The sequence below is a fragment of the Plantactinospora sp. A48 genome, from assembly GCF_055793945.1.
The window spans coordinates 21560-41760 of sequence record NZ_JBTIXF010000017.1 but is presented as its reverse complement, the minus strand read 5'-3'; the positions used below and the strand labels follow the sequence as shown (position 1 = coordinate 41760).

Genomic DNA, 20201 nt, shown 5'->3' with positions numbered 1-20201 from the left:
CCCCCGCCGTCCGGACGCGGGTGCGTCAGGATAGTGACCATGCACATCGTGGTACTGGCGGGGGGCATCGGCGGAGCTCGGTTCCTGGCGGGCGTCCGGGCGTACGCGCGCGAGGTCGGCGCCGAGGTCACCGCCGTGGTGAACGTCGGCGACGACATCCGGCTGCACGGCCTGCGGATCTGCCCCGACCTGGACAGCGTGATGTACCACCTGGGCGGCGGCGCCGACCCCGAGCGGGGCTGGGGGCGCGTCGGCGAGACCTGGACGGTCAAGGAGGAGCTGGCGGCGTACGGCGCCGAGCCGACCTGGTTCGGCCTGGGCGACCGCGACCTGGCCACCCATCTGGTCCGGACCACCATGCTGGATGCCGGCTACCCGCTGTCGGCGGTCACCGAGGCGCTGTGTGCGCGCTGGCAGCCCGGCGTACGGCTGCTGCCGGCCACCGACGACCGGCTGGAGACGCACGTCGTGGTGGACCTCGACGACGGCCGGCGGGCCATCCACTTCCAGGAATGGTGGGTACGACACCGGGGAGCGCTGCCGACGCACCGGTTCGTCTTCGTCGGGGCCGAGTCGGCCAAGCCGGCGGCCGGCGTGCTCGACGCGCTCGACTCGGCCGACGTGATCCTGGTGGCGCCGAGCAACCCGGTGGTGAGCATCGCACCCATCCTGGCGGTCCCCGGGCTGCGCGAGGCGGTGGTCGGCGGCCGGGCACCGGTGCTGGGCGTCTCGCCGATCATCGGTGACCGTCCGGTACGCGGAATGGCCGACCGCTGTCTCGCCGCGATCGACGTGCCGTGTACCGCCGAGGCGGTGGGCCGGATGTACGGTGCCCGGCGGGACGGCGGCCTGCTCGACGGGTGGCTGGTGGACCCCGTGGACGGCGCGGCGACGGTGCCGGGGCTGACGGTCGGCGGCGCACCGCTGTGGATGACCGACGAGACGGCGACGGCCGCCATGGTGAGCGCCGCATTGGAGCTGCGGTGAAGCTGGAGATCCTGCCGGTGCTCGGTATCGGCGACGTACGCGAGGGCGACGACCTGGCCGAGCTGATCACGCACGCCGCGCCCTGGTTGCGGGACGGCGACGTCCTCGTGGTGACCAGCAAGATCGTCTCCAAGGCCGAGGGTCAGCTGGTGACCGTACCGACCGACGAACCGGACCGGTCGACGGCGCGGGACGACGTCCTCGCGGCCGAGACCGCCCGGCCGGTGGCCCGGCGTGGGCCGACCCGGATCGTGCAGACCCACCACGGGTTCGTGATGGCGTCCGCCGGCATCGACGCGTCCAACGTGGATCGCTCCCGGCTGGTGCTGCTGCCCAAGGACCCGGACGGATCGGCCCGTGCACTGCGGGCGGCGCTCCGCGAGCGGCACGGCGCCGACGTCGCCGTGATCATCTCGGACACCATGGGCCGGCCGTGGCGTACCGGGTTGACCGATGTGGCGCTGGGCGCCGCCGGCATCGACGCCCTCCGCGACCACCGGGGCTCGGTCGACCCGTACGGCAACCAGCTCAGCATCACCCAGATGGCGGTCATCGACGAGCTGGCCGGCGCCGGCGAACTCGTCAAGGGCAAGGTCGACCAGGTCCCGGTGGCCGTCGTCCGGGGCTACCTGACGGCGGCCGACCCGGGCGACGGTGCCGGCGCCGCGGCGCTGGTCCGCAACGCCGAACTCGATCTGTTCGCCCTCGGTACCGCCGAGGCCCGCGCCGAGGGCCTCCACGCGGCCGGCACGCTCGCGAACTCGACCCTCCCGGCCGGTGACGACCACCGGGCCGAACTGGCCACGGAAAGCCCGTCGGCGAGCGGGCCGGACGGGCCCTCGACGGGCCGGGAGGCCGGGCCAGGCATGACCGGGCCAGGCGGGACCGGGCCGGGCGGGGCAGGACCGGGCGGGGCTGAGCCGGGCGCGGGCCGGGAAGCCGGGCCGGGAGCGGCGGGTGCGGACCCGGCGGCGGTCCGCCGGGCGATCGCCGCGGTGGCCCCGGTGATCGCGCCGGGCACCGAGTTCGAGCCGGTCACCGACCCGGCCGTACGCGCCGCGCTGACGGCCGCCGTACCGGACTGGCCGGCCGGATCCAGCGGCGTGATCGTGGCCCGGCACCCCGGCGGGCGCGGCGCGGCGACACTGATCAGGTTCGGGGCGGACCTGCACCGGCTACGCGCCGTGCTGGCCGCCGAGGGCGTCGACTCGGCCCTGGTGCTGCCGCCGGACGGCCCGGCCATGCTGGCCATCTGAGGCAGGACCCGATCAGGTGACAGACGTCACCCCGCCCGGAGGGGTGACCAACACGATGATCGGAACCGGGGCCGCTTCCCGAGGATCGGCACCGGTCGGGGCGGCTCCCGCCGGTCGGGTCACTGCCGCAACATGGCCCGGCCCAGCGGGGTGAGCATGTGCAGCACGGTGTTGCGGTCCCGCTGGCTGACCAGCAGCCCGGCGTTACGCAGTACCGACGTGTGCTGGCTGGCGGCGGCCGGTGAGATCTGCAACCGCCGAGCCACCTCGCCGGTCGAGCAGCCGTCGTCGATCACCGCGAGGACGCTGGCCCGGGTGCGGCCGAGCAGGGCCGCCAACGCTTCCCGGCCGCCCGCTGCGCCGCCGGGCACGGTCGCACCGGGCATCCCGGCGATCCCACCCGCGCCGTCCCGGGCGACCGGCACCAGTCCGCCGAGCCGGTCGACCGGATAGACCAGCACCGGCGGCAGCGTGGGGTCGAGCAGCGCGACCGGCGCCCGGGAGCAGAAGAAGGAGGGGACCAGCAGCAGCCCCCGACCCCGCAGGTGCAACTCGCGGTCGGCCGGATAGTCGGGCACCTCCAGCATGCCCGGTTGCCAGCGCATCGCCGGACGCAGACTGTCCAACAGCGCCTCCGTACCACCGTCCAACAGGGCACGGGCCCGGCGGCCCCGGTCGGCCTCGACCGCGGCGGCCACCCGGTGCCAGTACGGGGTGATGGCCAGCGCCCGGTAGTGCTCCATCGAATCGGTCAGGTTGCGCAGCGCCTCCGGCTCACCCCGGGCCAGAGCACTGGCCGGGCTGGGCAGCCGGTTGTCCGCGGCGAACACCGTGAGGTCCCGGTGCAGCCGGGGCACCGGCGTGGACCGGACCGCGTCCAGACCCGCCTCGACACCCTGCCGGCTCTCCTGCGGGGTGAGGAAGTCCGGGAAGTAGCCGCGCGGCGGATTGAGTGCGAACAGCAGTTGGAACCGGGCCGCGGCCCGATCACGGCGCAGCCCTTCGGTGACCTCCCGCCGCCACCCGGCGACGGCGGGGTCCGGATTCCGGGCCTGTAGCAGGTGCAGGCTGAGGACCAGCTCCCAGAGCGGGTCCGCGCTGGCCGCGACCCGGGTCCGGGCCACGTCCTCGCTGGAGAAGTGGATTCTCAGCACCGAGCGCTCCTGGCGATCGTGGGCTTCCTACCCGACGGCACTTCGCACTGTACCTGGCCGCAACTTTCCGCCCGTGTTTCAGCGAGGGCTGAAAAACCTCGACGTACCGGAGCGCCAGCCGGCATGCTCGCTGTGCCGGGGCTCAGGTCGCGGCGTCTTGGAGAAGTGCGTGTCCTGGGGAGGAACGCCGTTCGGGCGGTCACCACGAGGGTCCGCGGACCCGGGTCCGTGGAGGTGGCCGCCCGTTCGGTCCACCGGGCGGCCAACGCGGTCCGGACACGCTCAGACGAGATCGTGCTGGTCCCGCTCCTTCAGGTCGTCGACCAGCCGCTTCACGTCCTGGGCCCGGTCGCGCGGGCAGATCAGCACCGCGTCGTCGGTGTCCACCACGATCAGGTCATGCACGCCCAGGGCTGCCACCAACCGGCCGGACCGGGGAACCACGATCAGCCCCGTGCTGTCCCGCAGCAACACGCCCGGCTTCTCCCCGGCGGCCTCGGCACCCAGCACCACGTTCCGGTCACCGTCGGCGGGCAGGACGTCCCCGAGCGTGTGGAAGTCACCCACATCGGTCCAGCCGAAGTCACCGGCGACCGTCGCCACCTTGCCCACCGCCGCAGCGCCCTCCATCACCGCGTAGTCGACCGAGATCTTGGGCAGGGTGGGCCAGATGGCGCCCAGCGCCTCGTCCTGGCCCGGGGTACCCCAGGCCCGGGCGATCGCGGTGACACCGTCGTGCAACACCGGCTGCTGACGGGCCAGCTCGGCGAGGAACGCGTCCACCCGCCAGACGAACATGCCGGCGTTCCACAGGTGCCGCCCGGACGCCACGTACGTCTCGGCGACCTCGACCGCCGGCTTCTCCTTGAACTCCGCCACCCGACGCAGCGGCCCGGAATCGATGAGATCGCCACACTGCAGATAGCCGTAGCCCGTCTCCGGCCGGGTCGGCGTGATGCCGACGGTCATCAACAGGCCCTGCTCCGCACCCTCCGCCGCGTACCGGATGGCGTCGGCGAACCGGTCCGGCCGGCCGACCAGATGGTCGGCGGCGAACGAGCCCATCACCGCGGACGGGTCGCGTTCGGCGATCATGGCGGCGGCCAGCGCCACCGCCGCGCAGGAGTCCCGGGGGGAGGGCTCGACCAGGATGTTCTCCGCCGGCAGGCCGGGTAGCTGCCGGGCCACGGCCGCGGCGTGGGCCGCCCCGGTGACCACCATGGTGCGTTCCGGCTTCGCCAGCGGGCCGAGCCGCTCCGCGGTCACCTGGAGAAGCGAGGACTCCGTGCCGGTCAGCGGATGGAGGAACTTCGGGTGGCCGGCGCGCGACAGCGGCCAGAGCCGGGTACCGGTCCCGCCGGCGAGGATCACTGCGTAGAGCATCCGACCATCATGCCGGACGGCCCGACACCGCCAAGTTCCGACGCCGCCTTGTAAGGAAGGGCCCCTTGTTATCGCCTTTTGTATAGGAAGGGGCCCTTCTTAACGCATCGGCCGGGCGCGGCGGACAACCCGGTCGCGCCACGGCTCCCCGCGGAGGTCAACCCCGGGCTCGGCTCCAGGCGGCCACGTGTACCTCGGCACTGGACTCCCAGGTGAACTCCTTGGCCCGGTCGAAGCCCGCCTTGGCCAGCGACAGCCGGCGAGGTTCGTCGTCGAGCAGGGCCGCCAGGTCCGTACCGATCTGCTCCGGCACCTCACTGGTGTAGGCCACCGCGTCCCCGCCGACTTCGGGCAGCGACAGCCGCGGGGTGGTCAACACCGGGGCCGCGCAGGCCATGGCCTCCAGGATCGGCAGACCGAAGCCCTCGCCGTACGACGGGTACGCGGCCACCAGCGCGCCGCCGAGGAACCCGGGCAGGTCCGCGTACCGCAGATAGCCGGGACGGAGCAGCCGCAGGTGGCCCGGCACGTCGGCGACCGCGCGGTCGATGTCGTCGTCATGTCCCTGGCCGCCGGCGATCACCAGGGCCGGCGGGTTCTCCCGGTCGGCGACGGCCAGCACCCAACCCCGGATCAGGTTCGGCACGTTCTTGCGGGGCTCCTTGGCGCCGAGGAACGCCACGTAGCTGCCGCTGCCGAGGCCGAGCCGGGCCCGTACCCTGGCCTTCTCCTCCTCGGTCGGCGCGTGGAAGGCCGCCTGGTCGACGCCGTGGTAGGCCACGTCGATGCGGGTCGGGTCCGCGTCGAGCAGCCTGATCAACTCGTCCCGGGTCGCCTTGCTCGGCACGATCACCCGATCGGCCCGGCGCAGCGACGTCTTGATCGCACTCCGGAAGAACGTCCGGCGGGACTTGTCGTAGTGCTCGGGTTCGGTGAAGAAGGTGGCGTCGTGGACCGTGACGGTCACCGGACATCCAGCGCGTAACGGACAGGTGTAGAAGGGCGAGTGCAGGACGTCGGCCCCCACCTGCTGGGCCAGCAGCGGCAGGCCGGTCTGCTCCCACGCCAGCCGGGCCGGCCGGTGCGCCACGGCGGCCGGCGCGGGCAGCACCTCCGCATCGGGCAGCATCCGCGCGTACCGCTCAGCGTCGGTTCGCAGGCCCACCACGACCAGGTCCACGGCCGACCTCGCGGTCCGGCCCAGGGCGCCCAGCAGGCCGTCGACGTATCTACCCACGCCACCCCGGTCGGCGGGGACACTCGTGGCGTCGATGAGGACACGCGGTGGGCGACCGGCGGTCACGGGGCAACTCCTCGCTTGGCGGGGTCGAGGTCACGACAGGTACGGCGAGCACCGCCCCGCCGGACGTCGACTGTGGGCAACGACACTCGGGCCAAGCCTACGCCGGCCGCCGGCCGGGGCGCCGACCGCGACCCGACACCCGGCGCGTCCGTCACCCGACGCAAATCCCGGATCACCGAGCGGTGAAAGGAAGGGCCCCTTGTTATCGCTTTCCGTATAGAAAGGGTCCCCTCCTAACGTTTCCTGGCGCTTGGCCGGACCGGTGAGATCTTCGCTACGCTGCCCCGGCGGCCGGTCAGATCCCGCGGCGATGGCCCGCGCGGGCGGCCGGTCAGATCCCGTGGCGATGGCCGGCGCGGGCGGCCGGTCCGGGCCGGCGCGGACCGGTATCGTCGCCGCGATGGCCGAGAACCTTGCCCGGATCCTCGCCGCCGCGGTCGCGGCCGATCCGACCCGACCGCTGTTGACCTGGTACGACGATGCCACCGGTGAACGCACCGAACTGTCCGGTGCGACGCTGGCCAACTGGGTGGCCAAGACCGCGAACCTGCTGGTGGACGACGCGGGCCTGACGCCCGGAGATCGCGCCGCCGTGCTGCTGCCCCCGCACTGGCAGACCGCCGCGGTGCTGTTCGGCTGCTGGTCGGCCGGACTGTCGGTGTGCGCCGGCCCGCCCGAGCCGGTGGACGTGCTGTTCGCCGCCGCCGACCGGTTGGGCGAGGCCGCCGACTGGCCCGCCGGCGACCGGTACGCCCTGGCCCTGGCCCCGCTCGCCGCGCCGATGCGGACGGTGCCGCCGGGTTTCGCGGACTACGTGATCGAGGTACGCGGCCAGGGCGATTCGTTCGCCCCGCCCCCCGGCATCGGGACGCCGGACAGTGAACTCGTCGGATCGGCCGCCCGGCGCGCCACGGAACTGGGCCTGACCTCGGGCGACCGGGTCCTGCTCGACACGGCCCGGCACGCCGACCCGGTGGACTGGCTGCTCGCCCCGCTGGCCGCCGGGGCCAGCGTGGTGCTCTGCGCCCACCTCGACCCGGCCCGGCTGGCCGACCGGATCGCCGCCGAACGGGTCACCCGCACCGTCGACTGACCGTGCCGGGTCAGGGCTGGAGCCCACCGACCACCAGCCACCGACCAGCGACCACCGACCACCGACCACCGACCACGGCGCGGGCACGCCAGGCGGCGCGTTCAGGCCGATGCGCAACGAGGGCAGGCGTTAAGAGGGGCCCCCTGCTATACGAAAAGCGATAACAAGGTGCCCTTCCTTACCCGTGTCAGCGGGTCATGCGGCGTTGGGCGAAGCGTTCGAAGGCGATCAGGGACTCGGGGTTGGCCAGCGCGCCGGTGGCGGCCGCCGAGTCCACCGGCGTACCGGTGAGGATCTTCTTCACCGGGACCTCCAGCTTCTTCGCCGACAGGGTCCGGGGGACCGCGCGTACCTGGTGGATCTCGTCGGGTACGTGCCGGGGGGACAGCGCGGTCCGCAGCTCCCGGACGATCTTCGCGCGCAGCGCGTCGCCCAGTTCCAGCCCGTCGGCCAGCACCACGAACAGCAGCAACTCCCCGGCGCCGCCCTCGGCGTCCTCCAGGTGCACGACCACCGAGTCGACGACCTCGTCCAGCCCCTCCACCACGGAGTAGAACTCGGCGGTGCCGAGCCGGACGCCGCCCCGGTTCAGCGTGGCGTCCGACCGGCCGGTGATCACACACCCGCCATGCTCGTTGATGGTGATCCAGTCACCGTGCCGCCACACCCCGGGATAGACGTCGAAGTACGCCTCGCGGTAGCGCCGCCCGTCCGGATCGTTCCAGAATCCGACCGGCATGCTGGGCATCGGCGCGGTGATCACCAGCTCACCGAGCTGGTCGATCACCGGCGTACCGTCCGCCGATCGTGCCTCCACCCTCGCGCCCAGGCATCGGCAGGTGATCTCGCCGGCCCGTACCGGCAGCAGCGGCACCCCGCCCACGAAGCCGGTACACACATCGGTGCCACCGGACAGCGACTGGAGTTGGACGGTGTCGCTGACCGCCTCGTACACCCAGGTGAAGCCCTCGGCGGGCAGTGGCGCGCCGGTCGAACCCAGCCCGCGCAGCGCCGAGGTGTCCACCAGATCCCGGGGCCGCAGCCCGGCCTTGCGACAGGCCAGCAGGAAGGGCGCGGAGGTGCCGAAGTAGCTGACCCCGGTGTCGGCGGCCATCCGCCACAGGGCGCCCAGGTCGGACTCGGCCGGTCGGCCGGGCTCCACCCGGACCCCGGGGTTGCCGTCGAACAGCACGATCGCCGTGCCGACCGCCGGCCCGGAGGCCAGGAAGTTCCACATCATCCACCCGGTGGTGGAGAACCAGAAGAACCGGTCGCCCGGGCCCAGGTCGTGGTGCAGGGCCAGCATCTTGAGGTGTTCCAGCAGGATCCCGCCGTGCCCGTGCACGATCGGCTTGGGCAGCCCGGTGGTACCCGAGGAGTAGAGCACGTACAGCGGGTGGTCGAACGGCACCGGCTCGAACCCCAGCGGCTCGTCGGTCGGCGCCGCCAGCTCCGACCACGGCACGGCACCGCCGTACGACCCGGCGCCGTGGGCCGCAACAGCGCCGTCGGCCGGCCCGGCGCCGTCGGCCGGCCCGGCGCCGTCGGATGGCCCGGCGCCGTCGGCCGGTGCGGCGCCGTCGGATGGTCGGGCCGCCGGATCGAGGTACGGCAGCAGCACGGTGTGCCGCAGCGACGGCAGCGCGGCCCGGATGGCGGCCACCTCGGCGTGCCGGTCGACCGGTTTGTCGCCGTACCGGTAGCCGTCGACCGCCACCAGCACGGTCGGCTCGATCTGCCGCCACCGGTCCGTGACGCTGCGGGTACCGAACTCGGGGGCGCAGGAGGAGAAGATCGCCCCGAGGCTCGCGGAGGCCAGCATCAGCACGTACGTCTCGGGGATGTTCGGCGCGTACGCGGCGACGCGGTCCCCGGGACGGACGCCGAGCCGGCGCAGTCCGGCCCGCACCCGGCGGACCTGGTCGCGCAGTTCGCTGGCGGTCAGCGTGACCGGCTCCCGGCTCTGGCTGTACGCGATGACCGCCGGCTCGTCGTCGGCGATGCCCGGCATCCGCAGCACGTTCTCGGCGTAGTTCAGGGTGGCGCCCGGGAACCACCGGACCCCGGGCATGGTGTCGCCGCTCAGAGTCCGCTCGGGCGGGGTGTGGGCGATGACGTCGAAGTAGTCCCAGATCGACCGCCAGAAGGCGTCAAGATCGGTGACCGACCACCGCCACAGCTCGTTGTACGAGGCGAAGACCAGCCCACGTTCGTCGCGCAGCCAGCCCAGGTAGTGGCCGATCCGGGATCGCTCGCGGATCTCCTCGGACGGCGCCCACAGCACGTCAGCCACCTGTACCACCCCTTCCACCGGGCCGGTACCACACTGTGCCGGACCCGCCGCCATCTTGCCGTACCTGCCGCGGCAGGCTCGCTGAGGTGTACGCCAGGTACCTCAACCCCGCCGGTTCAGGTACCTGGCGTACACCTCGCGGCCGGGGGCCGTCACGGCGTGGCGCGATGCCGCTGGATGGCCTGCCGCCGGGCCAGCCGGTGCGCCCGGCGGATCTCCGCCTCCCGGAACCGCCGGGCGTCCTGTTCCGTCTCCGGCAGCACCGGTCGCACCTCCCGGGGGCCGCCGGCCACGTCCACCCCGACGAACACGAGGTACGCGGTGGCCACCCGAACCGGCTTCTCCTCGGCGGTGTCCCACCGCTCCGCGACGACCCGGACGCCCACCTCCATGGAGGTACGACCGGTCCAGTTGACCTGGGCGTGCGCGTGTACCAGATCACCCACCCGGACCGGGTCGGAGAAGACGATCTCGTCGATCGCGGCGGTGACGGCGGTACCGCCGCTGTGCCGGGCCGCCGCAGCACCCGCCACGTCGTCGATGAACTTCATCAACACGCCGCCGTGCACGGTGCCGTACAGGTTGACGTCGACGGCCGTCATGATCCGGCTCAGGGTCACCCGCGAGTACGAGGTGGGCTTTCCGGTCGGAGCCGCGCCCGGCTCCGCGCCGCCATTGTGCTCAGTCACGGTCGAGACGCTACGGCGTACCGGCCGGCCCCGAACGACGCGCCGATGACCAGGTGACCTGCGCCGCTCCGCCGGCCGGAGCCACGACTGACGCGTCCGCCCGACCCGGTCCGCCCGACCCGGTCCGCCCTGGCCGGTATGCCCGGCTCGGTCCGCCCGACCCGGTCCGCCCGGCTCGGGCTGCCGGAGAATCCCGCCGGTCCGGACCGCCGGGTCGGGGGTGACCACGATGGTCGATGCTCGTGCTGGGTCGGACCGGCCCGAGACGGTACGGTGCGCGGATGCGACATCTCTGGAGCTTCCTCGCCGGCATGGTGGCCGCCCCGGTGGCCTGGATCCTGCTCGCTCTCGGCCAGCAGGGGTCGGCGTCGACCGTCGACCGGTGGACCGAGGCCGGCACCTACAACGTGGCGAACCTGATCGAGCCGACCGTTTACCTGGCCGTCGGCGGCCTGGCACTCGGCCTGCTGGCGACCCTCCGGATCTCGCCGCTCGGTCCGCTGGTGGCCGGACTGCTGCTGGTCGCCCCGTACGTGGGCCTGTTCGTCCAGCCCTTCTCGGTGCTGGACCGCATCCCCACCGGGTGGCGGATGCTCGGCGACCCGTTGCCGCTGCGCCTGCCGGTGCAGAACGGCACGGTCCTGCTGATCGGCATGCTGCTGCTGATGGCGACGTTCAGCATGCAACGCTGGCGGCGCTGGCCGGTGGCTGGGTCGAGTCTCGACGGTCGGGCGTCGGCGACCGGACCTGCCGGCGGCGCCGGACCCGCCGGGCCGACCGGAGACGCCCGGTCCACTCCGGGTGCGGCGTCCGATGAGGAGCCCACGGTGGACTGGTCGTTGCTACGCGCGCCCACTGGCGAGCCGGACACCGCGCCGATGAGCCTGGGATATCCCGGACCGGACGGCGGATCCGCGCCACCACCCCGACGGGAGTCCGGCTCACCCTGGTCCAAGCCACCCCGGTCGACCCGCCAGGACGGCGCGAGCCACTGACGGAAAGGAGGGGCACCTTCTTATCGCTTTCGGTATAGGAGGGGTCCCTTCCTAACCTTCCCGCAGGTGCTCGACCGGTCGGTGCAGGCCGACTTCCGACAACTGTTACGTCACAATCAGCCAATATGCCGATCACTGGGCGTAGTGTTTCCCCTAGGCAACTCGCGGGGGGAACCCGATGCGACATGTCAACTCGGTCCTGCTGTCCCTGATCCTCGCGCCGGCGGTGTGGCTGCTGGCCGGCTACGGCCTGGTCTCGTACGGCCGTGCCGGCGCGCAGGCCGACGGGGTGATCGGCCTCGACCGGCTGGTCGGGCTCGGCGCGCTCCTCCTGGCCGCTGTCCTGTTCGCCACACTGCTGCTGAGTCGCCTGTCCCCGCTCGGGCCCGCCCTGGCCGGCCTGGCCTACCTGTCGGCCGCCGGATGGGTGGCCGGCTACCCGGCGCTGGCCAGCCGCACCATGCACGACCTGCCGTACGGCCTCGACGCCGAGCTGATCCGGCCGGCCGAGGGGTTCGCCGTCCTCCTCGGGCTTCCGCTGCTGGCCACCGTGTTGAGCACCCGGCGATGGCGGCGCTTCGACGGCGTACCCGCGCTGTACGCGCCGCCCGACCGGGTCACCGAGGCACCCCCGGTCTCCCCCGCCGCCCCGTTCGGGTCCGGGCCGAGCGGACCCGGGCTGACCGCACCACCGTTCGGGTCGGGGCCGACCTGGTCCGGCCTGGGCACGCCGCCGGACGGCGGGCGACCGCCGGGGTTGACCTGGCCACCCTTTGGTACGCCGGCGGGTCGGCCGGCCGAGCCGAGCCGGGACGCGGACACCGCCGACCTCACCCAGGCGCTCATGCCGTTACGTCGGGTCACTCCCCCGCCCAGCTGACCATCTACCGGCGGGAGTGACCGACGATGCCGTCGGCGGTGCCGGTGACCATCCGGGCCGATTCGGCCGCTCACCCGGGGCCAGCGATGCCGCCGGCCGGGTCGGCTGTGCCAGCGGCCGGGTCCGCGATCAGGGCACCACGCCCGGCGCGCAGGACCAGCAGGGCGAGTGGGACGCCGTCCTGGCCGAGTTCCTCGCGGTACCGGTCCACGATCTCGTTCTCCCGGGCCAGCACCAGCCTTGTGCCGCCGGCCGCCAGCCGGGCCGCGCCCACCGCCCGGGAGACGGCCGCGCGTTCCCGCCAGAGCCGGATCAGCTCGCCGTCGAGGGCGTCGATGCGCTGCCGCAGCCGGTCGATGGTCGCCGGATCCGAGGGCGGGCCCGGGAGGTCGACGGGCAGGTCGGTGGAGGGGGTCTGACTCATGCGTTCTCCTGGATGGTCGACACCTTTTCGACGAGAAAGTCGACGACGGCCTGACGATCCGGCACCAGATAGAAATGGCCGCCGGGGAACATCCGCCAGTCGAACGGCCCGGTGGTGGCGGACTTCCAGGCGGTCAGGTCGGCCACGCCGACCTCCGGGTCCCGGTCCCCACCGATGGCCGAGACGGGTACGGCGACCCGCGCCGTCGGGTCCGGAACGTAGGTGTCGACCAGCCGGTAGTCCTCGCGCAGGATTCCCAGCATCATGTCCCAGAGGTCGGGGTCGGCCAGCACCGCCTCGGCCGTGCCGCCGTGCCGGCGGACCGAGGCGAGGATCTCCGCGTCGGTCCGGACGGCGCGCGGCGTCGGCGGCGCCAGTGGCGCGCGGGCCGGTCCGGGCCGACCCGAGACCACGAGCCGGGCCGGCGGCGGACCGGCGTCCTGTTCGAGCCGCCGGGCCACCTCCCAGGCCAGGAACGCGCCCATGCTGTGCCCGAACAATACGAGCGGCACCCCGGGTTCCGCGGTCGCGGCCAGCGTGGCGGCGATGGTGTCGGTGATTATCCCCAGGTCGGTCGACACCGGCTCGCTGAGTCGGGATTCCCGCCCGGGATAGTGCACGATGTCGAACCTGACCGAGGGCGGGAGCAGTGACCGCCAGCTCCGGTAGAACTGCGGTCCGCCCCCGGCGTGCGGGAAACAGACCAGCCGGTGCCGGACGGCGGCGGCGACCGGCTCGGGCGTCACGAGCCACCGGTTCATCGCGACACCTCGGCCGTGACCGTACGGACCGCCTCGATGAAGTCGGCCGCCACGGCGTCGCCGGCCAGGTGGTCGGCCGCCACGAACACATCGGGGTACGCCTCGTCGAGGAAGCGCTCCTCCCGTCCGGGCAACTGGAGTGGGACGGTCACAGCATCCATATGGCGATAACCCCGATCGTCAAGTCGGCCAGTACGTGCGTCAGATAGGGCGCGAGCATCCCGCCGGCCCGGTGTCGGATCAGCCCGAGCAGCAGGCCGTACACCGTGGCCAGCAGGACACCGAGCCAGCCGGAGGGAAAGCCGGTCAGGTGCAGCAGCCCGAAGCCCACCGCCTGGACCCCGATCGCCGCGGCGGCCGGAAGCAGGCCGGTCAGTTCCGTCTGGAACACGCCACGGAACACCGCCTCCTCCACGACCGAGTTGGCCAGGGAGAAGGCGAGGACGCCGAACAGCGCGACGATCGCCGGCCGATCGCGCAGCGCGCCCAGGTACGGCCCGGGGTCCGGATCGCTGAGCCAAGCCCAGCCGGCCAGCGCGACGGCGCTGACCGCGGCGGTGGCGAGCATCAGCAGCGCGACGTCCACGCCGAGCCGCCCGGCCCGTGGCCACTCGGGCCGGTCGGCCCGCAGGTAGCGGCCGGCGAACCACCACACCGCGACGGCGAGCAGCAGCGGGACCGGCCAGATCCCCTTGCCGAGCACGAGCACCGACGCCGGCACGGTCGTCGCGGTCAGCGCGATCCGCCAGGCCCGGTCCGAACCGGACCACCAGGCGGTCGCCAGCACGGCGACGAGCACCACCAGAAAGGCCACCAGCGGGTACGGGTGTTCCCTGAGCCACGGTGCGGGGAGCCCGGCGACCACCACGGCCGCCGCACCCGCCACCGGCTCGCGGCACTCGTGGCCGACCGGCTCGCACAGCCGTGACCGACCGGCTCGTGACCGACCGGCGCGGTCCTTGACGCGATGGACCCGGTCCCTCTGGTGTCCCGGACACTGACTCCAGAGGGACCGGACCGGACGCATCGCGGGCGTCGTCAGGCGCCGTTGGACACGTAGATGTTGTAGCTGGTGGTATCGGTGTCCGTGCCGTCCCCCTTGTGGCCGGTCACATAGAGGGTGTGCGACTCGAAGTTCTGCGCCGGGGTGTAAGTGATCGACGCCCTGCCCTGGCTGTCCGCCGGCACGTCCGTCGACGGGCCGCCGTCGACCTGCCAGGAGAAGGACACGATGCCCGCCGTGCCGCCGCTGAATTCGAAGGTGCCGGGAACGCCGCCACCGCCCGACCAGGTGCCGTTCGGATACTGGGCGCTCACGACGTAGGGCGCGGTGCCGACCGTGAAGTCGAAGTCCGTCACGGGCGAGAGTTCACCGCCCGCCGTCAGGCTCTGTACGTGCAGCGTGTTCGTGCCGTTACGGTCGAACGGCACCGCGACCCGCGTCGACGTGCCCGCGGTGCTCGCCGGCAGGATCTGCTCCGGGCCGTCGTTGACGCGGTAGTGGTACTCGGTCACCTCGCCGAAGAGCTGGGTGTTGAAGTAGAAGTATCCGGTCCAGCCGATTCCCACCCGCGACCAGTCGTAGGTGCTGTACACGTACACCTTGTTGTCCCGGACGTCGAAGGGCTCGATCCGCGGATCCGACTCGGTGCCGTCCGCACCGATGCTCGTGACCCGCACGTCGTTGTAGCCCCACGAGGTCGGCGTGTACGTCACCGTTGCGGTGCCGTCGGGACCGGCCGCGATCGTCTGCTCGTCGGCGCCGTTCAACGAGTACCGGTAGGAGGCGACATCCGGCAGCCCTGGGTGGAACGTGAACGTCGTGGTCCGGCCGACGGTGCCGCTGCCCTCGGGCGTGTGCGTGACCACGGGACCGGACCAGATGCCGAACGTGTAGGTGGTGGCGGGCGATCGCGTACCGTCCGGCAACAGCGCCTGCACGACCACCGTGTTGTCGCCGGCGTGCGTCGGCGTGACCGTGATGAGGGCGTACTGATTGCCCTCGTTGGACACGGTCTGCTCGGCGCCGCCGTCGAACCGGTAGACGAAGCCGGTCAGGTTCGGTAGCCGGCTCTCAAACTCGATCTCCAGTGGCACACCGACTCCGTCCCGGCGCGGCGAGTCGGTCAGGCCATTGGCGTAGGCGGTCGGACGCGGGTCGATGATGTTGAACTGATAGGTCGTCTCCATCGAAGTGGAGCCGTCCGAGGCCACCGACCGGACGGTCAGCACGTGCCAGCCCGGCGTTGCCGTCCAGGTCAGCACGGCGGTGTCGTCGTCCGCCGCCGGAATGGTCTTCCACTCGTCGTTGAGGTTGTACTGGTAGGCGACGACATCGTTGCTGTGCGGGGTGAACCGGAACGAGCCGGTTTTGCCGGCGACCTGGTCGGTGTCCAGGTTGAACTCCGCCGACTCCACGCCGGGGGCGTCAGTGACCCAGACCCGCAGGGTTTCCTGCCCGATCAGCTTGTTCCTGGTGTAGCTCCGGACGGCCACCTCGATCGTGCCGGTGGCGGTGAACGTGACAGGGCCGGTGGCCTTGCCGTCGACCGCCGGGAGGCGGACCTCCGGGCCGTCCTTGAGCTGGTACCCGAACGCGGTGGTCTCGGGCTTCGACGCGACGAGCGTGATCGTGCTCGGCAGGCCGACACCGTTCACGATGACACTGGCGTTCGGTGCCGTCTCGGCGACCCGGTACCGGTAGTCCTTCTCGGGCCCACGGTTGCCTGCCGCGTCGATCGACGTGACATAGAGGTCATTGCTGAAATGCAGCTTCGGGGTGTACTTCAGGATCGCCTTGCCGCCCGGGTGCTTGGCCGGAATCTTCCCGGAAGCCCCCATGGGGTCACGCCAGGCGAAGGCGACCACGTCGCGGTCGCCGGCCCCGTCGAACCGGAACGTCCCCTCGATGCCCGTGCCGCCGCCCGGGGAGTCGCCCTCGGGGTAGGTCCGCGACGAGACCATCGGCGGATTTGCCGGGGCGATCTTGTCCATCACGAGATAGCAGGTCTTGCTCCACGGACCCTGGTCGTAGTAGTCGCTGGCCTGCGCCTGCCAGGCGAGGACCGTGCCGTCGGCGTACTCGCTCAGGTCGGTGCCGTAGTAGTCGTGGAACTCGCGACGCTGATCGGGGTGATCCACCGGCCAGATCGCGTACAGCATGGTCGGATAGTCGCCCTCGTCCACGTCCTTGGCGGTGGCCGCGAACACCGTGTTCCGGGCCGCCGGCGACGGCTTGGCCAGCGTGCCACACGGGCGGTCCGGAGACGCCAGGTGGAGGTCCGTCACCGTGGGCGGATGGTTCACGGTCGCGCCGAGCTCCGGCTTCTCGAAGGTACGACCGGTGCGCGCGTCGCTCTCCTGATCGGCGGTGACCCGGAACTCCAGGGTGATGCTCTTCTCGTGCCGGCCTAGCGCCGCGTTGAGCGTGGCCACCATGTCCAGGCCCAGATAGCCCGGGCAGTAGATGGCGCCCGCGCCCCGCTTGGCGCTCAACAGCTTTTCTAGCTCTGCCGGCGGGCGCAGCCAGGTGGTGTTGTCCTTGACCGGGTGGGTCCGCCACACCTCGATGGTCGCCGGGGCGGAACAGTCCGCGACCGTCTGCTCGGTCGTCGACAGGTACGAATTGTGGACGACCGTGCCCTTCAACCCGGTCAGGTCGAAGGTGAAGTAGGAGCGGTAGGTGTGCGTCCGGCCGGCGTCGTCGCGGGACGTGCCGACCGGCGGCGCCACCGACGCGTCGACTACCTTCGTTTGTGGACTCGCCGAGTCGAGATAGGCCCAGCTCGTCAGCGGCACCTCGGACGAGGTGGCGGCCGAGGCCGGAGAGCCGGTGGTCAGCGCAGCTGCCACGACGGCGAGGACCGTCATCGGGACGGCCGCTCCAACTCTTCTCATGTGGATGTTCATCCTCCCCCGTGGCGGCGTCCCGAACGACGCCGACGGGCGTCATCGTAACGAGCGAGGCACCCTCCGTAGGGGACGGCGACGCGAGATGGCAGGAAGTCCACAACAGAAACAAAAGCGACGCAGCTGGTCCGAATCAGTCCTTGAGCAGTTGCCGGGCCATCACGATCCGCTGCACCTGGTTGGTGCCCTCGTAGATCTGGGTGATCTTGGCGTCCCGCATCATCCGTTCCAGCGGGTAGTCCCGGGTGTAGCCGTACCCGCCGAGCAACTGGACCGCGTCGGTGGTGATCTCCATGGCGGCGTCCGAGGCGAAGCACTTGGCGGTGGCGCCGAAGTACGTCAGGTCGGCGTCGCCGCGCTCGGACTTGCCCGCCGCCACGTACGTGAGCTGCCGCGCCGCCTCCAACTTCATGCCCATGTCGGCGAGCATGAACTGAATGCCCTGGAACTCGGCGACCGGCTTGCCGAACTGCTTGCGTTCCCGCACGTACCCCTTGGCGTAATCGAGCGCGCCCTGCGCGATGCCGACGGCCTGGGCGGCGATGGTGACCCGGGTGTGGTCGAGGGTCCGCATCGCGGTGCCGAAACCGGTGCCCGGCTCGCCGATCAGGCGGTCCGCCGGGATCCGGACGTTGTCGAGGTAGACCTCGCGGGTGGGCGAACCCTTGATGCCGAGCTTCTTCTCCGGCGCTCCGAAACTGACCCCCGGGTCGGACTTCTCGACCACGAAGGCCGAGATGCCGCGCGACCGCGCGGCCGGGTCGGTCACCGCGAACACGGTGTAGAACTCCGAGACCCCGGCGTTGGTGATCCACCGCTTGACCCCGTTGAGCACGTAGTGGTCGCCGTCCCGCACCGCCCGGGTGGTCATCGACGCGGCGTCGCTGCCGGCCTCCGGCTCGGACAGGCAGTACGAGAACATCGCCGCGCCGCTCGCGACCGCTGGCAGATAGCGTCGCTTGAGTTCGGCCGAACCGGCCAGCAGCAACGGCATGGTGCCCAGTTTGTTCACCGCCGGGATCAGTGAGGAGGCGGCGCAGGCGCGGGCCACCTCCTCGATCACGATCGCGGTGGCCAGCGCGTCCGCGCCGGCCCCGCCGTACTCCTCGGGGATGTGCGGGGCGTGGAAGTCGGCGGCCCGCAACGCCTCGTACGACGCCTTGGGGAATTCGCCGGTCTCGTCCGCCTCGGCGGCATTTGGCGCCACCTTCGCGTCGCACACCTCGCGCACGGCCGACCGGATCGCGTCGTGTTCCTCCGACAGCCGATATGCGTCGAACGACGGGTCTGTCGTCATCGTGGCCCTCCCCTTGGCGAATGTGGCGCGCGTCGGTATGTTCGGGTTCCTGCCGGTAGGCGTGGTGAGGATACCGGTCGGATTCTGCCGTCGCGGCCTGGCGGCGTACGCTCACCAACTATCGCCGCCAGCGGCCTGCGGTGCGGCATGAGCGAGATCACACAACCGCAGATCGCCGTACATTGAAGCTGTAATGTCCTCTTCGGTGCCGAGGCCGCGGCGCCGCAGTCAGCTGCGACGCAAGGAAGCGCCGCCAGTGCGAGCGGAGAACAGGCGTGACGATCCCCTATCCGACCACCCAACCCCTACCTCTCAGCACGGTCACCCCGCCGTCGGGCGCCAGCCGTCCGCGGCTGACCTTCCTGGGCACCGGTTACCTGGGTGCGACGTACGCGATCTGCTTCGCCGAGCTCGGCTACGAGGTGATCGGGTTCGACGTCGACGAGGACAAGATCTCCCGACTTTCCGCCGGTGAGGTGCCGTTCCACGAGCCCGGCCTGGACGAGCTGCTGCGTCGTAACCTCGCCTCCGGCCGGTTGCGGTTCAGCACGTCGTACGCGGAGACCGCCGAATTCGGCGACGTCCATTTCATCTGCGTCGGTACCCCGCAGCGCGCCGACGGAATGGGCGCCGACCTGGCCTACGTCGAGACGGCCGTGACCGGACTCGCTCAGCAACTGACCCGCAAGGCCCTGATCGTCGGCAAGTCGACCGTGCCGGTCGGTACCGCCGAGTGGATCGAGCAGCTGGTCGGCAAGCACGCCCCGGATGACCTGGGTGTCGAGGTCGCCTGGAGCCCCGAGTTCCTCCAGGAGGGCTTCGCCGTCGAGGACGTGCTCCGGCCGAACCGCATCGTCGTGGGCGTCAAGTCCGAGTGGGCCAACGCCATGCTGTACTCGGCACACAAGGGCGTCTTCGACCTCGCCGCCACCGAGGACCGGGAGGTCCCGCTGGTGGTCACCGACTTCGCGACGGCCGAACTGGTCAAGGTCGCCGCGAACGCGTTCCTGGCCACGAAGATCTCGTTCATCAACGCGATGGCCGAGGTCTGCGAGGTGGCCGGCGGCGACGTCACCCAGCTCGCCCGCGCGATCGGCTACGACCCGCGGATCGGCAACCGGTTCCTCCAGGCCGGCGTCGGTTTCGGCGGCGGCTGCCTGCCGAAGGACATCCGGGCGTTCCAGGCCCGCGCCCAGGAGCTTGGCGCGGGCGAGGCGCTGCGGTTCCTGCACGAGGTCGACCTGATCAACCTGCGGCGGCGTAACCGGGTGCTCCAGCTCGCGGCCGAGCTGCTCAACCGGCGGTACGGCCCGGCCGGTCCGGACCTGTCCGGCACCCGGATCGCCGTGCTCGGCGCCACTTTCAAGCCCAACTCCGACGATGTCCGGGACGCCCCGGCGCTGGCGGTCGCCGCCCTGCTCCGCAAGGCCGGTGCCGACGTGCGGGTGTACGACCCGCAGGGCATGGACAACGCCCGCCGGGCCCAGCCGGACCTCACGTACGAGGCGAGCATGGCCGACGCCGTCCGGGAGGCCGACCTCGTCTGCGTGCTGACCGAGTGGGCCGACTTCCGCAACGCCGACCCCGCTGCCCTCGGTGAGCTGGCCGCCGGCCGGCGGGTCGTCGACGGCCGGAACTGCCTGGACTCCGCCGCCTGGATCCAGGCGGGCTGGGAGTACCGGGGCCTGGGTCGTCCCTGACCCGCGACAGTGTGTGCTTGAGCGGTTGGTCGGGAGGGTTCGCTGGTAGCGGGCCTCTCCGACCAACCGCGAACGGC

The 20201-nt window shown here is 71.9% G+C and carries 17 protein-coding genes; 6 read left to right on the top strand and 11 right to left on the bottom strand.

From position 1 onward, the window contains the following. The first annotated feature begins 39 nt into the window (after positions 1-39). Together cofD and ACXN5W_RS12030 are read left to right on the top strand one after the other, a co-directional pair. The gene (cofD, locus tag ACXN5W_RS12035; protein WP_473158304.1) at positions 40-987 is read left to right on the top strand and encodes a 2-phospho-L-lactate transferase; all 948 of its coding nucleotides are present in this window, start codon (positions 40-42) and stop codon (positions 985-987) included. After that, positions 984-2243, top strand: coding sequence for a coenzyme F420-0:L-glutamate ligase (locus ACXN5W_RS12030; RefSeq protein WP_473158303.1), 1260 nt, complete (start codon positions 984-986; stop codon positions 2241-2243). The genes cofD and ACXN5W_RS12030 overlap by 4 nt, the downstream gene beginning before the upstream one ends. A 119-nt stretch (positions 2244-2362) precedes the next feature. On the opposite strand, the gene ACXN5W_RS12025 is transcribed toward ACXN5W_RS12030, so the two are convergent. The 3 genes from ACXN5W_RS12025 to ACXN5W_RS12015 all read right to left on the bottom strand — a co-directional run bounded on the left by ACXN5W_RS12025 (position 2363) and on the right by ACXN5W_RS12015 (position 6083). Beyond that, positions 2363-3397, bottom strand: coding sequence for a winged helix-turn-helix domain-containing protein (locus ACXN5W_RS12025; protein ID WP_473158302.1), 1035 nt, complete (start codon positions 3395-3397; stop codon positions 2363-2365). A gap of 282 nt (positions 3398-3679) precedes the next feature. Continuing rightward, positions 3680-4780, bottom strand: coding sequence for a mannose-1-phosphate guanylyltransferase (locus ACXN5W_RS12020; protein WP_473158301.1), 1101 nt, complete (start codon positions 4778-4780; stop codon positions 3680-3682). A gap of 157 nt (positions 4781-4937) precedes the next feature. Next, a complete protein-coding gene (locus ACXN5W_RS12015; protein WP_473158300.1) occupies positions 4938-6083 on the bottom strand; it encodes a glycosyltransferase family 4 protein in 1146 nt (381 codons plus the stop codon). Positions 6084-6483: 400 nt separating this feature from the next. Here ACXN5W_RS12015 and ACXN5W_RS12010 point away from each other — a divergent pair, with 400 nt between their 5' ends. Beyond that, positions 6484-7176 (top strand): TIGR03089 family protein, encoded by a 693-nt coding sequence (locus ACXN5W_RS12010; RefSeq protein WP_473158299.1) that lies wholly within the window; start codon positions 6484-6486, stop codon positions 7174-7176. Positions 7177-7363: 187 nt separating this feature from the next. Here ACXN5W_RS12010 and ACXN5W_RS12005 read toward each other — a convergent pair whose 3' ends face one another. Both ACXN5W_RS12005 and ACXN5W_RS12000 read right to left on the bottom strand, forming a co-directional pair. Next, positions 7364-9469, bottom strand: a complete 2106-nt coding sequence (locus ACXN5W_RS12005) for an acetoacetate--CoA ligase (RefSeq protein WP_473158298.1) — start codon at positions 9467-9469, stop codon at positions 7364-7366. Positions 9470-9621: 152 nt separating this feature from the next. Next, positions 9622-10158, bottom strand: a complete 537-nt coding sequence (locus tag ACXN5W_RS12000; RefSeq protein ID WP_473158297.1) for an acyl-CoA thioesterase — start codon at positions 10156-10158, stop codon at positions 9622-9624. Between the two features lie 281 nt (positions 10159-10439). On the opposite strand from ACXN5W_RS12000, the gene ACXN5W_RS11995 reads away from it, so the two are divergent. Together ACXN5W_RS11995 and ACXN5W_RS11990 are read left to right on the top strand one after the other, a co-directional pair. Beyond that, the gene (locus tag ACXN5W_RS11995; protein ID WP_473158296.1) at positions 10440-11153 is read left to right on the top strand and encodes a hypothetical protein; all 714 of its coding nucleotides are present in this window, start codon (positions 10440-10442) and stop codon (positions 11151-11153) included. 178 nt (positions 11154-11331) lie between these two features. Beyond that, positions 11332-12033, top strand: a complete 702-nt coding sequence (locus ACXN5W_RS11990; RefSeq protein WP_473158295.1) for a hypothetical protein — start codon at positions 11332-11334, stop codon at positions 12031-12033. Positions 12034-12103: 70 nt separating this feature from the next. Here the strand turns inward: ACXN5W_RS11990 and ACXN5W_RS11985 are convergent, their stop codons facing one another. The 6 genes from ACXN5W_RS11985 to ACXN5W_RS11960 all read right to left on the bottom strand — a co-directional run bounded on the left by ACXN5W_RS11985 (position 12104) and on the right by ACXN5W_RS11960 (position 18424). After that, positions 12104-12457: a chorismate mutase gene (locus ACXN5W_RS11985; RefSeq protein WP_473158294.1), complete on the bottom strand. Its 354-nt coding sequence runs from the start codon at positions 12455-12457 to the stop codon at positions 12104-12106. Beyond that, positions 12454-13218, bottom strand: coding sequence for a thioesterase II family protein (locus ACXN5W_RS11980; protein ID WP_473158293.1), 765 nt, complete (start codon positions 13216-13218; stop codon positions 12454-12456). The genes ACXN5W_RS11985 and ACXN5W_RS11980 overlap by 4 nt, the downstream gene beginning before the upstream one ends. Then, on the bottom strand, positions 13215-13370 hold the full coding sequence (locus ACXN5W_RS11975) for a hypothetical protein (protein WP_473158292.1): 156 nt from the start codon (positions 13368-13370) through the stop codon (positions 13215-13217). Before ACXN5W_RS11975 ends, ACXN5W_RS11980 begins: the two co-directional genes overlap by 4 nt. Then, positions 13367-14104, bottom strand: a complete 738-nt coding sequence (locus ACXN5W_RS11970; RefSeq protein ID WP_473158291.1) for a lysostaphin resistance A-like protein — start codon at positions 14102-14104, stop codon at positions 13367-13369. Before ACXN5W_RS11970 ends, ACXN5W_RS11975 begins: the two co-directional genes overlap by 4 nt. A 152-nt stretch (positions 14105-14256) precedes the next feature. Further along, a complete protein-coding gene (locus ACXN5W_RS11965; RefSeq protein WP_473158290.1) occupies positions 14257-17115 on the bottom strand; it encodes a hypothetical protein in 2859 nt (952 codons plus the stop codon). A gap of 145 nt (positions 17116-17260) precedes the next feature. Continuing rightward, on the bottom strand, positions 17261-18424 hold the full coding sequence (locus ACXN5W_RS11960) for an acyl-CoA dehydrogenase family protein (RefSeq protein ID WP_473158289.1): 1164 nt from the start codon (positions 18422-18424) through the stop codon (positions 17261-17263). Between the two features lie 275 nt (positions 18425-18699). Between ACXN5W_RS11960 and ACXN5W_RS11955 the strand changes: the two genes are divergently transcribed. Then, positions 18700-20124 carry a UDP-glucose dehydrogenase family protein gene (locus tag ACXN5W_RS11955; RefSeq protein WP_473158288.1) on the top strand — a complete coding sequence of 475 codons (1425 nt, stop codon included), beginning with the start codon at positions 18700-18702 and terminating at the stop codon, positions 20122-20124. Positions 20125-20201 lie beyond the last annotated feature (77 nt).

Coding starts and splice junctions, on each gene's coding strand:
- cofD (WP_473158304.1), top strand. CDS start 40: ATGCACATCGTGGTACTGGCGGGGGGCATCGGCGGAGCTCGGTTCCTG.
- ACXN5W_RS12020 (WP_473158301.1), bottom strand. CDS start 4,780: ATGCTCTACGCAGTGATCCTCGCCGGCGGGACCGGTACCCGGCTCTGG.
- ACXN5W_RS12010 (WP_473158299.1), top strand. CDS start 6,484: ATGGCCGAGAACCTTGCCCGGATCCTCGCCGCCGCGGTCGCGGCCGAT.
- ACXN5W_RS11995 (WP_473158296.1), top strand. CDS start 10,440: ATGCGACATCTCTGGAGCTTCCTCGCCGGCATGGTGGCCGCCCCGGTG.
- ACXN5W_RS11990 (WP_473158295.1), top strand. CDS start 11,332: ATGCGACATGTCAACTCGGTCCTGCTGTCCCTGATCCTCGCGCCGGCG.
- ACXN5W_RS11985 (WP_473158294.1), bottom strand. CDS start 12,457: ATGAGTCAGACCCCCTCCACCGACCTGCCCGTCGACCTCCCGGGCCCG.
- ACXN5W_RS11980 (WP_473158293.1), bottom strand. CDS start 13,218: ATGAACCGGTGGCTCGTGACGCCCGAGCCGGTCGCCGCCGCCGTCCGG.
- ACXN5W_RS11965 (WP_473158290.1), bottom strand. CDS start 17,115: ATGAGAAGAGTTGGAGCGGCCGTCCCGATGACGGTCCTCGCCGTCGTG.
- ACXN5W_RS11960 (WP_473158289.1), bottom strand. CDS start 18,424: ATGACGACAGACCCGTCGTTCGACGCATATCGGCTGTCGGAGGAACAC.